At 36.4% G+C, this 15,510-nt stretch carries 17 protein-coding genes; 9 read left to right on the top strand and 8 right to left on the bottom strand.

Going from position 1 to position 15,510, the window contains the following annotated elements:
- Positions 1–55: 55 nt before the first annotated feature.
- Positions 56–649, top strand: coding sequence for a GNAT family N-acetyltransferase (locus AMS59_RS18700; RefSeq protein WP_053485255.1), 594 nt, complete (start codon positions 56–58; stop codon positions 647–649).
- Between the two features lie 179 nt (positions 650–828).
- Here AMS59_RS18700 and AMS59_RS18695 read toward each other — a convergent pair whose 3' ends face one another.
- The 5 genes from AMS59_RS18695 to AMS59_RS26810 all read right to left on the bottom strand — a co-directional run bounded on the left by AMS59_RS18695 (position 829) and on the right by AMS59_RS26810 (position 5,098).
- The gene (locus tag AMS59_RS18695; protein WP_053485254.1) at positions 829–1,536 is read right to left on the bottom strand and encodes an ABC transporter permease; all 708 of its coding nucleotides are present in this window, start codon (positions 1,534–1,536) and stop codon (positions 829–831) included.
- A complete protein-coding gene (locus tag AMS59_RS18690; RefSeq protein ID WP_053485253.1) occupies positions 1,533–2,381 on the bottom strand; it encodes an ABC transporter ATP-binding protein in 849 nt (282 codons plus the stop codon). The genes AMS59_RS18695 and AMS59_RS18690 overlap by 4 nt, the downstream gene beginning before the upstream one ends.
- Positions 2,382–2,529: 148 nt before the next feature.
- A complete protein-coding gene (locus tag AMS59_RS18685) occupies positions 2,530–3,486 on the bottom strand; it encodes a LytTR family transcriptional regulator DNA-binding domain-containing protein (RefSeq protein WP_053485252.1) in 957 nt (318 codons plus the stop codon).
- Between the two features lie 3 nt (positions 3,487–3,489).
- A complete protein-coding gene (locus AMS59_RS18680; RefSeq protein WP_053485251.1) occupies positions 3,490–4,077 on the bottom strand; it encodes a dienelactone hydrolase family protein in 588 nt (195 codons plus the stop codon).
- Positions 4,078–4,273: 196 nt separating this feature from the next.
- Positions 4,274–5,098 (bottom strand): methyl-accepting chemotaxis protein, encoded by an 825-nt coding sequence (locus AMS59_RS26810; protein WP_053485250.1) that lies wholly within the window; start codon positions 5,096–5,098, stop codon positions 4,274–4,276.
- Positions 5,099–5,479: 381 nt separating this feature from the next.
- Between AMS59_RS26810 and AMS59_RS18670 the strand changes: the two genes are divergently transcribed.
- Both AMS59_RS18670 and AMS59_RS18665 read left to right on the top strand, forming a co-directional pair.
- Positions 5,480–6,994 (top strand): DEAD/DEAH box helicase, encoded by a 1,515-nt coding sequence (locus AMS59_RS18670; RefSeq protein ID WP_053485249.1) that lies wholly within the window; start codon positions 5,480–5,482, stop codon positions 6,992–6,994.
- Positions 6,995–7,011: 17 nt separating this feature from the next.
- Positions 7,012–7,791: a YqhG family protein gene (locus tag AMS59_RS18665; RefSeq protein WP_053485248.1), complete on the top strand. Its 780-nt coding sequence runs from the start codon at positions 7,012–7,014 to the stop codon at positions 7,789–7,791.
- A 40-nt stretch (positions 7,792–7,831) separates the two neighbouring features.
- On the opposite strand, the gene AMS59_RS18660 is transcribed toward AMS59_RS18665, so the two are convergent.
- Positions 7,832–8,152, bottom strand: coding sequence for a helix-turn-helix transcriptional regulator (locus AMS59_RS18660; protein WP_053485247.1), 321 nt, complete (start codon positions 8,150–8,152; stop codon positions 7,832–7,834).
- A complete protein-coding gene (locus AMS59_RS18655; RefSeq protein ID WP_053485246.1) occupies positions 8,149–8,574 on the bottom strand; it encodes an SRPBCC domain-containing protein in 426 nt (141 codons plus the stop codon). Before AMS59_RS18655 ends, AMS59_RS18660 begins: the two co-directional genes overlap by 4 nt.
- Before the next feature lie 177 nt (positions 8,575–8,751).
- On the opposite strand from AMS59_RS18655, the gene AMS59_RS18650 reads away from it, so the two are divergent.
- Both AMS59_RS18650 and AMS59_RS18645 read left to right on the top strand, forming a co-directional pair.
- A complete protein-coding gene (locus AMS59_RS18650; RefSeq protein ID WP_053485245.1) occupies positions 8,752–9,390 on the top strand; it encodes a LysE family translocator in 639 nt (212 codons plus the stop codon).
- A 195-nt stretch (positions 9,391–9,585) separates the two neighbouring features.
- On the top strand, positions 9,586–10,176 hold the full coding sequence (locus AMS59_RS18645; RefSeq protein WP_053485244.1) for an SMI1/KNR4 family protein: 591 nt from the start codon (positions 9,586–9,588) through the stop codon (positions 10,174–10,176).
- 325 nt (positions 10,177–10,501) lie between these two features.
- Here the strand turns inward: AMS59_RS18645 and AMS59_RS18640 are convergent, their stop codons facing one another.
- Positions 10,502–11,815, bottom strand: a complete 1,314-nt coding sequence (locus tag AMS59_RS18640) for a short-chain fatty acid transporter (protein ID WP_053485243.1) — start codon at positions 11,813–11,815, stop codon at positions 10,502–10,504.
- A gap of 307 nt (positions 11,816–12,122) precedes the next feature.
- Here AMS59_RS18640 and AMS59_RS18635 point away from each other — a divergent pair, with 307 nt between their 5' ends.
- The 4 genes from AMS59_RS18635 (at position 12,123) to AMS59_RS18620 (ending at position 15,317) form a co-directional block, all read left to right on the top strand.
- Positions 12,123–13,001 (top strand): LysR family transcriptional regulator, encoded by an 879-nt coding sequence (locus tag AMS59_RS18635; RefSeq protein ID WP_053485242.1) that lies wholly within the window; start codon positions 12,123–12,125, stop codon positions 12,999–13,001.
- A 107-nt stretch (positions 13,002–13,108) separates the two neighbouring features.
- Positions 13,109–13,816: a CoA transferase subunit A gene (locus AMS59_RS18630; protein WP_053485241.1), complete on the top strand. Its 708-nt coding sequence runs from the start codon at positions 13,109–13,111 to the stop codon at positions 13,814–13,816.
- The gene (locus AMS59_RS18625; protein WP_053485240.1) at positions 13,816–14,457 is read left to right on the top strand and encodes a 3-oxoacid CoA-transferase subunit B; all 642 of its coding nucleotides are present in this window, start codon (positions 13,816–13,818) and stop codon (positions 14,455–14,457) included. The genes AMS59_RS18630 and AMS59_RS18625 overlap by 1 nt, the downstream gene beginning before the upstream one ends.
- Before the next feature lie 446 nt (positions 14,458–14,903).
- Positions 14,904–15,317, top strand: a complete 414-nt coding sequence (locus tag AMS59_RS18620; protein ID WP_053485239.1) for a VOC family protein — start codon at positions 14,904–14,906, stop codon at positions 15,315–15,317.
- The last annotated feature ends 193 nt before the right edge of the window (positions 15,318–15,510 follow it).

Genomic DNA, 15,510 nt, shown 5'->3' with positions numbered 1-15,510 from the left:
GTTCTATCTATCATATCAAAAATGCCGTTAAATATAAAAAAAGGAGTGAATCCACATGAATTTTTTAGCATTAGAAAATGAGGTCGTATTACTTAAGCCATTACAACAAGAGGATACGCAAGGATTATTGGAGGCAGGAAGTTATCCAGAGATTTGGTCACATATGTCCACAACAGTTGATAAGATGGACGATGTGAATAACTTTGTGGATAAGGCATTAGAAAAAAAACATGAGAAAACTGAGTTCCCATTTGTAATTGTGGATAAAAAGTCTGAACAAATCATCGGTTCGACTCGGTTTATGGATATTGATGAAACGCATAAACGGCTTGAAATAGGTACTACATGGATTACACCTGCTTTTTGGCGTTCGGCCATTAATACGAATTGCAAATATTTATTATTACAATACTGCTTTGAAGTACTCAAATTACAGCGTGTTCAAATTAAAACAGACCACGAAAATTTACGTTCTCAAAAGGCAATTGAACGTTTAGGCGCAACAAAGGAGGGGGTCTTACGTAATCATATGGTGCGGAAGGATGGTACAATTCGTCATACAGTGATGTACAGCATTACTCTACAAGAATGGCCACAAGTGAAAAACCATTTGCAGCAGTTGCTATTCGATTTTACTAAAAAATATTAATGGAGAACATATTATAGTTCATCACCGAAAGTTGAGGATGACATTTTGTTAAAACGTATGCCATGTGGATGAGTTGATTGGAGTGAAGACTGAACGCCCCCAGGAAAGCGCTCAGCCGCAGTGGAAATCAACCCCAAAATATGATGGCGAGACATTCTTGTATAAAAAAAGAATGGTCATTAGTCGACCATTCTTTTTTTATAAATAAATCCTGCTGCAATCCAAGTTACTAGTGACCAAACAATGATTGCAACCATTGGAATAATGACGTCCATTGTTGTGTATGTGCCTTCTAAAGCCTCAGCTAATAGTACCAATTGTGAACTTGGTAACCATTCAGCAATCTTTGAAATCGGACTAGAAGAAGATAAAGCTAGTGCAAGAGGACCGAATGAGAAAATAAGGATAACAGGTAGAATGATAAGAGATCCTTCCATAACCGTTTTAGCGAATAATCCACATAATGTTCCTATTGCAATATAGAACACAGTCGAAAGTATTAAAGCAATAGCTAAGATGAAAAGATTAGCTGGGCTATAGCCAACAATGAAAATAATCAATGCTACAATTACCATTGTAATGATAAAGACAAACAAGCTTTTACCAATTAAAATATCACCAAGTGAAGCAGGCGAAAGCATGAGACTACGAAGCGTATTTTTTTCTTTCTCTTCAGCAATTAGACAGCATTGTACATAGGTAGTTACCATAGAAAATGCTATATTAATTGAAAGGAAATAGGTGGCGATAGTAGCTGAGCCCGATTTACTATATAAAAATGCTAAAAAAAGTGGCATAAGTACCATAAGAGATACCGCATAGTTACGTGAAAATTCCTTATAATCCTTTATTAAAATAGCCTGAATACGTGTCATTGAAAGGTTCATACTAAATCACTCCCTGTTATTTGCATAAAAATATTACCTAGTGTTGGCTCGTTTGTATAAATGCGAGAAACTTCGTTAGATTGCATCCAATGAAACAGTTTTTCAGCATCTTGTTCTCCAGTTTGAATAACTTCACAAGCACCATTTTTTAATTCAACTGTAATAGATTCATCACCAAACTCTTTTTTCAAATCCTTTGGCGAACCAATTGCTCGAATCTTCCCTTTATGTAAGAAGGCTACACGATCACAAAGTATTTCTGCTTCACTCATATCGTGGGTTGTTAAAAATATTGTCGTACCCATCTCGTTTAATTTGCGCAAGCCATTATAAATATGTTGTGTATTAACAGGATCAAGTGCAGAAGTTGGTTCATCTAAAAATAATAGTTCTGGTTTATGCATGATGGCACGTGCTAGCGTAACACGTTGCATCATTCCTTTAGAGAGCTGACTGATTTTCTTTTTACGATCACTGTATAGGTTAACAAAATCCAAAGCCTCTTTGACGGCTGATTTAGGTAATTGATATAAATTACTAAATAGTAATAAATTCTCCTCGATTGAAAGTCGTGTATATAGTCCGCTATTATCTGTTAAAATACCGAAGCGTTTACGATTGTTACTTTGTTTCATCTCATTTGCTGGACGGCCAAATAATAAAACGTCGCCATCAGTTTTTTCAGTTTGTGCTGTTAATATTTTAATAGTAGTCGTTTTTCCGGAGCCGCTAGGTCCAAGAAAGCCGAATATTTCTCCTTTTTGAATGGTAAATGAAACATCCTGTAAAGCTACTTCCTTATTAAATGTTTTTTTCAAATGCTGAACATCGATCACTGCGTTCATTTGAAAACCTCCCTGTGTTGTTGTTGATATCTACACTATAAGGGACAATAAGAATCGCAACATTAAATAACAGGTGAAAGGCAGTAAAATGACCTTTAGCGGAGCAATATTTCAGCTGACAGGAGTCGTTTATTTCCTGGGAAATCTACTAAATTCCGAGTATTTCCTTTAAATCTGCGAGCTTATTTTTCGACAAAGGTACTACGGTCTTTTCATTGCTATTTAAGGCTAGGCTGTAGCTATTGCGAGTCCACGTAATGATTTCCCGTACCTTTTGTAAGTTAACGATATAAGAGCGATGACTTCTAAAGAAGCCGAACGGTGTCAATTTTTGCTCAAGCTCATTTAATGATAATGTACATGGATAGGCTTCACCCGCAACATATAGTGAAACAACACCCTCAATACTTTCGATATAATCGATTTCAGGGGGATTAAATAAAATGATCTTATCATTTTTCTTTGTAGGGATTTTATCAAGTCGAATCGGTGCGATTTCTAGAGAGGGGGAAGGTGATTCTGTTTCATCCTCTTTAACATCTAATGCATGTATGCCCATTGTATCCAGTCTATGTATTTCTGTACTCGAAATAATTAAATCCTCAAGATTGTTAGATAATAAAATGACTGTTTTATTCTGTTTTTGAAGGGTATCCAATAACTGAATGACTGTTTGCTTGGAAAACTCATCTAGATTTTGGAATGGCTCTTCTAAAACATGTATCTGTGCCTGATTGAGATATGTATGAATCAGTTTTAAACGTTGCTTTTCTCCATTCGAAAGCTTGCTGATTTTAATGCTTTTTTGGTCCGTAAAAGCGAATAATTTTAATAGATCCTCCATCTTTTCAGTAGAAGCATTGAAAAGTTTTAAGCAAAAATTGATATATTCTCGAACCGTCAGTCGCTCATACAAGGCATTTTCACGAAAATGTGTATACGTATTACTTTGCTTTGAAAACCATTGTGTTAATGTATGTATTTTTGACACATCCGTATAGATACCAATAATAATGCCAGGTTGCATAGGTAGGTGGAAGTTTGGGTAAATTACATTTCCTCCTTCTATGTAAGGGTCAATAATTATGCTTTCAATTTGGTTCATTACTTAGTCCTCCTTGACTATTTTAATGTCAAAAAATTGCGAGATTTCAGCTTGCGACTGTAAATAACTTTCATAACAATAGTTTGCATTATTGAAGTCCATAAAACCATGCTGACCTAGATATAGTCTCGTATGAACAGCTGGTAATGTATCGAGTGTTTCTTTTAATTCATGGACATCAAAACTTTTCTCATGACTTGGTAAAATAACGAGTGTCGGACAAGAGGGGATTACATCCAAGTATTGGCGAATGCGTGAACCATAAACGCAAACGACTCCTTGTAATGGGAGCGTTGATAGTTTCCAAGCCAAAGTTGCACCTACACTAAATCCGATTAACAGTACTTCATCATAATGTATCATAGCTGCTACTATTTTTTTTGTTAGTTCTTCGAGGGGAGCATCAAAGCCAATTTCATTTATGAAATACTCATAGGCTTCCTGCTCTTGTACATATGGAAATATTCTATTGTCTGAATATAAAGAAATGCACTCAACGGTAGTGTTGGCGTTCCTGTATGCCTCAGCTTGCATTTTTATAAAATTATTGACGCCATAAATCTCATGTAAAATAAATATCTTTCTTTTCATGTTGACCTCATTTTTGCTTTTATTAATAGTGTACCAAAAAGTTATCATATCGTTATTTTGTAAATTATTGGGATTAATTTCGTTGTTTCGGTAATTATTTCAAAAAAAATGCCCAAAAGTAAAAAATCCGCACAGACGTATGTGGCTCTTGATTTGACCACAGAAAGCGAGGCGGATTTTCCATTGATATAAGCCTTTATTTCATTACGTTAGACATAAAACCTTTCATTTCCATACTTAGCGTATTAAGCTCATCAATAATTTCACTAAAGTCCTGAACAAGTTGTGCCTGTTCGTTTGTAGCACCATTTATTTGAGTCATGTTTTGCTTTAAATTTTCTAGATTATGATTGATGCTTCGAAGTGAGGATTCAATGTTATCAGTAGCAGTCGTTGTTTCAGTAGAAAGCTTGCGAACTTCTTGTGCGACTATATTAAATCCGGCACCATGCTGACCTGCTCGTGCTGCCTCAATTGATGCATTTAATCCGAGTAGATTTGTTTGACGAGAAATATTTTTTATTAAATCGGTAATACCATTTGTTTTTTCAGCGTCCTCTAAAGCGAACTGGGTCTGTTTATTAATTTCCTCACTAGTTGCAGCTAGCTCCTCCGAATGAGAGGCAATTGTATGTACTTTATCCTGTAGGTTTTGGATAATATCATTCATAGTAAAAATATATTTTTCCATTTGGAGAGAATGGTCAATAGGTAATCCAAAGGCTAGCGCGCCTACGATATGCCCATTTTCACGAATAGGAAAAGAAAATGCGTTAAATTCCACACCATAAATTTCTTTTGGTACAGGTTCATCAGTGCTTTTTCCTTTAAGTGGAAGATGTAAAATTGCATCACCTGGGAGAATTTTTTGTCCAATTTTATAACCAGAATCTATCCGTTTCCCAGGTAAATAAGCAATAATACTCTCACTTTCTTTATCTACTAATCCAATCATGGACTCGCCCTTCATAGCTAAATGAATGTAAGGCATTGACATTGTTAATGCTTCAAGAATTTTCATTGTAACCTCCTCGGTATATGTAAGCTCTGTTAAATTGGAGCATAATCTCGTTCTTCTAAAAACGTAATTTTTTGGAAAGGAATGCTTCTTTAATTGTATGAAAAAAGGAAGAAAATAAAAAGACTATCTTAATACCATTATCCTTTTAAATTGTACGAAATTAAGGTCCTATGTTTAATTTGCTTAAATGGGGTTGGATTTTGCGTAGTGCTCTTTACTCGCGTCACTGTTATAAGTCTATTCGTTCGAATATAGTGATAAGTCATAGCGTTCACTTTTGGAATGCAAAAAAAAATTCATGAATGGTTTTTTCTTTCGCAAAACCTTAACATAGCTTTCTCTTTTTTGGACAACCTAAACTAGAAAAAATGGCATGAGGTGATGATCATGAAAATAGAAAGGTCGTCCGAATGGGAAGAAGGCTTTATAAATAAACTAAATCCACTTGAAAAATGGGATAGTTGGACATTGTACAAGATGAATTATGACATTGTGAAAATGAAGTTAATTACTGATTTCACAGGTTTACAGGCGACAAAGTATTTACCAAATTTAAAACCGCTTAAGCATCAGTTGGAAGCAGCAGAAACAGTGATTGAACGTATGAATGGTAAAGCGATTTTGGCTGATGAGGTAGGTCTGGGTAAAACAATTGAAGCAGGTTTAATTTTAAAGGAATATTTGATTCGAGGACTCGTAAAAAGAGCGTTAATATTAGCTCCAGCATCTCTTATTAATCAGTGGGTTGAAGAATTAAATATAAAGTTTCACATTCCGGCAATAGCCTATAAAAGAAATGTTCCGATAGAGCGCTACGATGTCCTTATTATGAGTCTAGATACGGCAAAGAAGAGTCCTCATAAAGAGCGCATTTATGAGCAGGATTACGACATGATTATTATCGATGAGGCTCATAAACTAAAGAATCATAAAACTCAAATTTATGAATTCGTACAAGGTTTAAAGAAAAAGTTTTGTTTATTATTAACGGCAACACCGATTCAAAACGATGTCTTTGAATTATTTTATCTTATTTCTTTACTTAAGCCTGGTCATCTTGGTAATTATGATACATTTCAATCTGCATTCTCGGCAAGTAAGCATGATTTAGAGCATAATGATTATTTAAAGGAATTAGTGAATCAGGTGATGGTGAGGAATAGGAGAGAGGACACGGGTATTGAATGGACAAATCGCCGTGTTCAAATTGTTCCTATCCGATTTACGAAGGAAGAAGAGGAAGTTTATAACCTACTCGGAACACTGCAAAATACAGGCTCTTTTTCAATGATTACATTACAGAAGGAAATGTGTAGTAGCAAAGAAGCAACAGCTTTAACATTGTCTAAAATGCTAGAAGACAATGCACAATCACAAGAAATTGAAGAAATACTAGCAAAGCTAATGGCCTTAGAAGTGAATTCAAAGGCGCAAAAGGCACTTGAAATAATCGAACAGGCCAAGGATAAAGTGATTATTTTTACAGAGTATAGAGCTACTCAAATTTATTTGCAATGGTATTTACATTCTAACGGTATCACGAGTGTCCTGTTCAACGGTAAATTCAATAAAAGCAAACGTGATTATATGAAGCATCTTTTTAAGGAAAGGGCACAGGTTCTAATCGCAACAGAGGCAGGTGGAGAGGGGATTAACCTTCAATTTTGTCATCATGTCATTAACTATGATTTGCCCTGGAACCCTATGAAGCTAGAGCAACGGATTGGTCGTGTACATCGATTAGGGCAAGAGCATGATGTTCATATTTATAATTTGGCTATTGCCAATACGATTGAAGAGAACATATTAGCATTACTTCATACGAAAATTGATGTTTTCGAAAAGGTAGTGGGCGACTTAGATGCGATTCTATCTAACTTTAAAGAATCTGTATAGTGTAAGGGAGAAGGACTATGTATCCACAGCAAGTTCATAGTTATTTACGACAATTTTTTATTGAAAATGATTGCCGTATTTTAGGAGAAGACCATCATTATCTTACAGTACAATTAACCGTTGATATCGATAAAAGAATAATGAATAGACCCTTTTATTGGCAATACGTAGAAGCTACAAATAGTGAGGCAAATCCAGCCCAAGTAACTTTCATTACAAATCAAACAGTATCACCTGGGAGCCTTTATGGCGAAGTTATTCATTTCGGTTCTCCGAGAATGAACCAACTTTTTCTAGCAACAAGGGAGCTAGGAGCTTATGTTCAGCTTTTTGAAAAGGTGGATAACGCAATAGGGCAGGTTATCCTTACTCCTTGGCTTGGTGTTAATTTTAAAGTGTCGTATTGCTGCGATCGAACGAAAGAAATGCTTTATTCATTTGGCATAAACTTGCTAACTGGGATCATAAAAGAGGATTTTCACGAGACGATATGTGAATCCGAATTTGACACTGTTCCAGCAGACAATGCTTTTCATGTACAGTGTATCATTAAGCCCGTTAGAGCACTTGAAAGATTAAATGCGACTATTGAAAAGATCATTGAACGAGATGACCATTCATGGGCTACTGAGGCAAAAAAACGATGGCAACGTGATCAGCGAGTACTCGATTATTTTTATGAAGAGGAAGAAGACAAGCCAGAATGCTATGACATCGAAAAGAAGGCATTAGAGGAACAATACGATACGAAAATTAAAATAGAGATTATTAATGGTGGATTATTTTATCTTTATTAAACAAGGAGCTGTCCTAATAGTAGGGACAGCTCCTTGTCATTTAATCATCCTCGAAAATACTTTGTAATTGTGCCAAATTATTATCCCAAAATAAATCAAAGTATTGTAACCAGTCTTCAATTTCTTTTAGTTTGTCAGCATGTAATGTGTATATTTTTTCTCTTCCTTTTTTCTGAGCAGAAACTAGCTCTGCCTGTTCTAAAATTTTTAAATGCTTCACGACAGCAGTTCGGCTTATAGAAAAATTTTCAGAAATAAGTGAGATGGGTTTATCACTTGAGGCAAGTAGCTGTAGGACATGACGTCTTGTTGGATCAGCGATTGCTTGAAAAACATCATACTTTACAGCAAGCTGTGTCATTGTGATTCCACAACTTCTTTTAATTTTTTGCCGACAAGCATTGTCCAGCCGCCATCCATTGTTGTACGAATAGCTGCAGCAGGCATGTTAGCTTTAGGAATGATATGCGAAGCTTCTTTCCAGCCACCATGAGTCAACGTAAATTCTGTTTGCTCACCAATTTCTTTCAGTTCAAATGTGATAAACCAGCCGTCTATATCCCATGCAAAACGAACAAAATGTGGAGCATCTACTTGTTCTACTCGACATGGTGAAGGACCGAACGGTGATTGTATTGTAAATTCATGACCTTCAATTGCCTTAAAATCGTTTGGCATAAGCCAAGAAGCAATCTTTTCAGCGTCTGTTACTGTTTCCCATACTTTTTCAATTGGTGCATCAAGTGTAACGGTTTTAACAATATTCTCTAGTTTTTCAGTCATTTAAAATGAACTCCTTTACAAAAAAAATATAACCTTAAGGTGTTATGAATATATAACACCTTAAGGTTATATGTCAATTATTAATTCCTTGGATAAATTTGCATCAAGTCTTTTTGTATAGTCTTACATATGTTAAAATTATTTTTATAATTTTCTGACTAAAAGGAGGGTTTTTAAATGGTGAATGTATCTGTCTTTTTATTAATGTGCATTTTATTAATTATTTTGCCTGGCCCTGATACGGCGATCGCCACAAAAAATACACTTACCGTAAGCAGAAAGGGAGGCTTACAGACTTTACTAGGTTCGTGCTGTGGTTTATTGATCCATACTTTTGCAGCAGTTGTTGGACTTTCTGCGATTATTGTAAAGTCAGCATATGTATTTGCCATTTTAAAATACGTCGGAGCGGTCTATTTATGTTATTTAGGTATCAAAACTTTATGGGCCTTACGAGCAATACGTACGCAGCCTCCTGTTTTACAAGACGAGACCCAAATTGATCACAAATATTCGCAGCAATCATGCTTTAAGCAAGGCTTCTTAACGAACGTAACAAACCCAAAGGTGGCCGTATTTTTTCTAACATTTTTACCTCAGTTTGTAGATGGTAAGAGTGGTACATTCATGCCGTTTCTTATCATGGGGCTTATTTATACGGCGTTAACAGGATTTTGGTTTGTCTTTTATGTTTATTTGTTGGATAAAATCAGCGCATTTATGAAAAAGCCAACGACGAAGGCTGTTATCGAAGGATTGACAGGTGCAGTGTTAATTGGCTTTGGCATTAAATTGGCATTAGAAAAGGCTCACTAAGATTTTATTAAAAGTAAAAAAAGATATAAAGTTTGATGTAAATCACCTCTTTAGTTTTTCCTTGAGGTGATTTTTTTATGTGCTTGAATAAAAGGCTGCAATAAGGCTTTTGAGAAAAGTGTAATATTCTTCTATACTACTAGGTATATTGCCTAACAAATAAATTTTTAAATTTTATTATTGGGGGACGAAATAATGGATTTGGTAAACAAATTTTTAAACGGCTTGAGAGCAGCATTATCAACAGATGAGTTCGAGGAACTAAATACAGCTTACGGTGCTACAAAAGAGGATATTGATAAACTAAGGTCAGAATATCCAAATTGTCCAGAATCACTAATCTGTCTACTTGAAAATATTGATGGTACATATTGGCGGAAATATGGAGAAAACAAAATTGCGGTTTGTATTTTAGGATCAGATGTTGAAGAAGGTAAATATCCATATTATTTACTGTCTACACAACAGATGCTCGAAAGTTCAAAAGAAGAAGAAGACATCTCCTATCTTTTAGAATACCAAGATGACGAGGAGGCTGTTGATCCTAAGATAAATTCGGAGGGACTTCTCCCGGGTACGTATATTCATTTTTCAGACTGTATGAACAATGGTGGGTCATCGAGACTCTATATTGATTTTAACCCTTCTGATGAAGGCAAATACGGTCAAATAATTCGCTTTTTGCACGACCCTGATCAATATGAAGTGATTGCAAACAGCTTTGATGAGTATTTACAGGATCTTATTAACGGTGGTTTCGTTTTTCTGGAAAACGAAGAAGAGTAACCTCTTGCACTCGAATGCAAATACTAAACCACATGAATATACAAAAATTTTGCAGGCACTTTCAGTAAAAGTTTAACTTCTTTCAGCAATTGTGTTATGTAACGAAAGTGAAACGGCAGTTACAATTATTTTCTGTAGCGAAAGCAAAGCGTCAGCTATAGAAGTCTCCTACCTCTATAGGTGGTGAGATGAATGCAACTTTTGGTGATGAACCAAGATTTGTTTTCATGATTTAAAAGATCTCTTAGTTTTCAAAAGGTAAAAAAACTTCACGAAAATGTATGGTCATATACATCTTCGTGAAGCTTAAATACTCTATATTCAGCTAGAAGAAAAGGAAGCCAATGCTAATAATAATGCCCGTAAAGATTAAAACGAATAAACAGAAGCCCATTATATCTCTAGCCTTTAAGCCAGCGATTGCAAGAGCTGGTAATGCCCAGAACGGTTGAACCATATTCGTCCAAGCGTCACCCCACGCAATAGCCATAGCGGTTTTGGCATAGTCGGCACCTAAAGTGGTTGCAGCATCTAGCATAATAGGAGCTTGTACCGCCCATTGTCCACCACCTGACGGTATAAAGAAGTTAACAAGTCCCGCTGAGTAAAATGTAAACAAATAGAATGTATGTTCATTGGAAATATTAACGAACCATTCTGAGAATACAGCAGCTAAACCAGAAGCGGTCATCATGCCCATGATCCCTGCATAAAACGGAAATTGAAAAACGATGCCTGTTGTTGTTTTAATAGCATCTTGTGCAGCAGCAAGGAAACGCTGTGGTGTCCCGTGGAAAAGAATCCCTAACACAATAAAAATCGTATTAATCACATTTAAATCAAGAACAAAGCCTTTCGTCATAAAATGATGTACTAAATATACTAGTCCGATAATAGCAATTAAAATCGTTAAAATATAACTACGTTCAGAGCGGCTGGCAAAGTTGTTTTCGGGCTTAGGCAACTCTGTTTTTTCTTCCACTAATAAAGAAGGATCAACCTCAACCGTATCTTCTTCCTTTGGCATCATCCAACGATTAAATAACGGTAAAGTGAAGACGATAACAATAACAATAAATAAGTTATATGTTGAAAAGAGTGTAACATTTGTTGGGATGATACCCATAATGTCAGCAAACGCATGACCTTCAGTCGCAATGGATAATGGAATGGAGCCAGCTAATCCACCATGCCAAATAACAAAGCCTGAGTAAGCACTAGCAATTAATAAACGATAATCTACCTTTTTAACATGACGAGCAATTTCCTTTGCAAAGAGAGCACCAATGACAAGTCCGAATCCCCAATTAATCCAGCAAGCTATTAATGATACGAATGTCACAATGATAATTGCCATGCTTGGTGTTTTTATTTTACTTGCAATGGCTGCTAATCCTTTTTTAAAGACGGGACTGTTCGCTAAAATGTGACCTGCAGCCAAGACAATGACCATTTGCATTGTAAATGCTAATAGACCCCAAAAACCATCTCCCCAATAGGTCACCATATCGAGCGGAGAAGAATCTGTTAATGAAACACCTAATAATAATGTTAAAACTGTGAGTATAGTGACAAAAATGTATGGATCAGGTAAATATTTTTCCATGATAGCATTTGAAATTCTTGTTAACGTTTTCATGTTAGAAATCCCCCTTCCTTTTCTGCCATCCCTTATGGCTAATTGTACATAGAAAAATGAATAAAGGAAGATGAAAGTGGTATTAAGCACAATAAAACCGACGTAAAGTAGAAATAAATTTACGACTGTTATCGCGGATATTGCGTAATTAAATAGTATTAAAATCCTAACAAAGCCTTATTGCTATTGTATTTGTCTACATATTTATTAAGAAGAAGGATTAGTGGGAAATGAGGAGAATTTATTACTAAATAGGAAAGTCTGGAATATTATTTATAACAAATTAGAATAAATAGGGGGTATCTAGATGGAGTTGCGAGATTTAAAAGCCTTTATGAATGTTGTTGAACATGGAAGCTTTACAAAGGCAGCTAGTGAATCCTTTGTATCACAGCCTTCGTTAAGCAAAAGCATTAAAAAGTTGGAGAATGCTCTTCATGTAGAGTTATTAAACCGCTCTACACGCAATATAGAATTAACAGACGCAGGTAGTATTGTCTATAAACAAGGACAAAAAATAATACGTTCTGTACACGATTTACATATGTTACTGGATGATTTATCGAACATCAAAACAGGTACGATTAAATTAGGGATTCCCCCGCTCATTGGCACACTATTTTTTCCTGAAATCGCTCGAAAGTTTCATAAGCAGTATCCAAAGGTACATTTAGAGCTTGTGGAACGTGGGGCTAAAATGATCGGAACATTAGTAGAAAATGGCGATGTTGATATGGGGATTGTCGTTATACCTACGGATGAAAGGAAATTTTCTGTCCAATCATTTGTGGAAGACCAATTTTTTGTCTTTATTAATGAGTCCCATCCATTGGCTACGCAAGAACATATTTTATTACAAGATTTAAAAAATGAGACTTTCATCATCTTCACAGAGGAATTCACACTGCATGATTATGTGATTAAATCGTGTAAAAGCGTAGGATTTACACCAATAATCGGCTATAAAAGCTCGCAATGGGATTTAATAGTCGAGCTCGTATCCTCGAATTTAGGAGTGACACTTTTACCATATTCAATAGCCGCAAAGCAGACGAATAAAAATGTCAAAATTATTCCATTACTTAATTTTGACATGCCATGGCGTTTAGGCGTTATTACGAAGAAAAATACATATCAATCTTTTGCCTTAAAGCAGTTACTCAATACAATACGTTCTGAAAAATGATTTATGCACTTTTAGAATAAATAGTATTCTAATTAATTCCTTTACTTATAAAATGGTATTAAGGTAGAATTTTTCTTAATAAGTGAGCAATTTTAGGGGGTTTTGATATGGGGAAGGGGAAAGTGTGGAATTCGTTTGAGGAAGCCGTCGCAGATATTAAAGATGGGGATACGTTAGCGGTAGGGGGCTTCGGTCTATGTGGTATCCCTGAAAAATCAATTGCAGCGCTAGTACAAAGGGGAACAAAGGACTTAACGGTTGTCAGCAATAACTGCGGTGTGGATGATTGGGGTTTAGGGCTTTTATTAGCAAATAAACAAATCAAAAAAATGATTGCATCCTATGTAGGTGAAAATAAAATTTTCGAGCAGCAATTTTTAAGTGGGGAGCTTGAAGTAGAATTGACACCACAAGGTACGTTGGCGGAACGTATGCGAGCTGGCGGAGCAGGAATTCCGGGCTTTTACACGGCTACTGGAGTTGGAACACCAATTGCTGATGGAAAAGAAGTAAAGGTTTTCGATGGCAAGGAATATATTTTAGAAAAAGGTATTGTCGCAGAGTTTGCCCTTGTCAAAGCATGGAAGGCAGACAAGCTAGGAAATTTAGTTTTCAAAAAAACATCGCGTAATTTTAATCCTTTAGCTGCAATGGCAGGGAAAATTACGATTGCTGAAGTAGAGGAAATTGTTGAAGTAGGAGAGTTAGATCCAGATCATATTCACACGCCAGGAGTGTTCGTGCAACGCATTTTACTAGGTGAACATTATGAGAAGCGTATCGAGCGTTTGACGGTGAAAAGGGGGGACGCGTGATGGCTGATACAAGACAAAGAATCGTAAATAGAGCGGTAAAAGAAATACAAAACGGCATGAACGTCAATTTAGGAATTGGTATCCCAACGCTAGTGGCCAATGCAATTCCGGCTGATTATGACGTCCTTTTACAATCAGAAAACGGACTTCTTGGCATTGGTCCATACCCAGCAGAAGAAGCGGTCGATCCTGATTTGATTAATGCGGGTAAAGAAACGGTAACGGTTGTTCCTGGCGCTTCCTTCTTTGATAGTGCCGAATCATTTGCCATGATTCGTGGTGGTCATATCGATCTTGCTATTTTAGGTGGTATGGAAGTATCTGAAATGGGTGACCTTGCGAACTGGATGATTCCAGGGAAAATGGTGAAAGGTATGGGAGGCGCCATGGACCTTGTAGTCGGGGCGAAAAGAGTAGTCGTCGTGATGGAACATGTCAATAAAAATGGTGAGTCAAAAATAAAAAAACAATGTGAGCTACCGTTAACTGGGAAAGGCGTTGTGCATAGGTTAATTACAGATTTGGCTGTTTTCGACTTTACGGAGAAAGGGATGCAGCTTATAGAATTAGCAGAAGGTGTCACGTTAGAGGAAGTAACAGAGAAGACAGCTGCTTCCTTTAGTGTCGCCTTAACAGTATAAAGTGAAACGTTAATCAGTGGGGATTTTCTTCATGCCCACTGATTATTAGTGTTCACCAATCGGGCGTTTACGGGCAGTTAACCACCCATAACTTCATTGCTTCCGCTTAATCTCGAGGTTGTACTCGACGCTTCATTTTCAGTACACAATTACTGCCGTAAATGCGGGATAAAGTGATTGAATGTAACCAGTTCTTTGAAAGGGCTGGTTATTTTTCATTCGGAGAGTCAATCAAAGGATATATTTGTGATTTTTGAAAGTAGTATTGTCGTTTCGCGGGTATTTGTCTCCAATTCGCGGGTATTTCAGCCAACATCGCGGGTATTTTGCCTTCATCCGCGTGTATTTCAAATGAGCATGAAGATTGATTGTGATTTTTCAGACTATTGGCTGTTCTCTAGCTCTATTTTGCAATTATACAATGATTGAAAAGGAGGAAAATAACTATGAGACAACAATGGTCAGATGAATTACAGGTGGCACAGGTGCGCGTTGCACGGCCTACTGATAAATTAACAGAAATTGAAGAATTTTATTGTGAAGGCGTAGGATTAGAAAAAATCGGCTCTTTTTCAGGACATCAAGGCTATACTGGTATCATGATTGGTCTTCCGAATGCTGACTATCATTTAGAATTTACAGAGCATATTGAAGGAAGCCCTTGCCCAGCACCAACAAAGGATAACCTGCTTGTATTGTATATTCCAAATCGTTCAACCATACAACGTATTGCAGAACGCTTATTGCAAATGGGTTACCCTGAGGTAGAGCCAGAAAATGAATATTGGGCTGAAAAAGGTGTCACAATTGAAGACCCCGATGGCTGGCGTCTTGTATTGATGAACACGGAAGGTATTTAAATTGATAAACGGACGAGCTCACTTTTTATACCCTTTATGGTATTTTGTTGCGGCCTTTAATATAAAAATATGGAAAAGAATCGGGCGAAAAAACTTTTGTCTGAAGCGATTAGTAAATAACTCAAACTTCGCAGACTGAAATCGACAAATAAGCCTTGATATAATTAGGAAGGCTGGCAATCCATTGCTGAAG

It is taken from the genome of Lysinibacillus sp. FJAT-14745 (assembly GCF_001275675.1).
Classification (GTDB): domain Bacteria; phylum Bacillota; class Bacilli; order Bacillales_A; family Planococcaceae; genus Lysinibacillus.
Note: the sequence above shows the minus strand (reverse complement) of the source record. Positions and strands in the feature narration are given on the sequence as shown.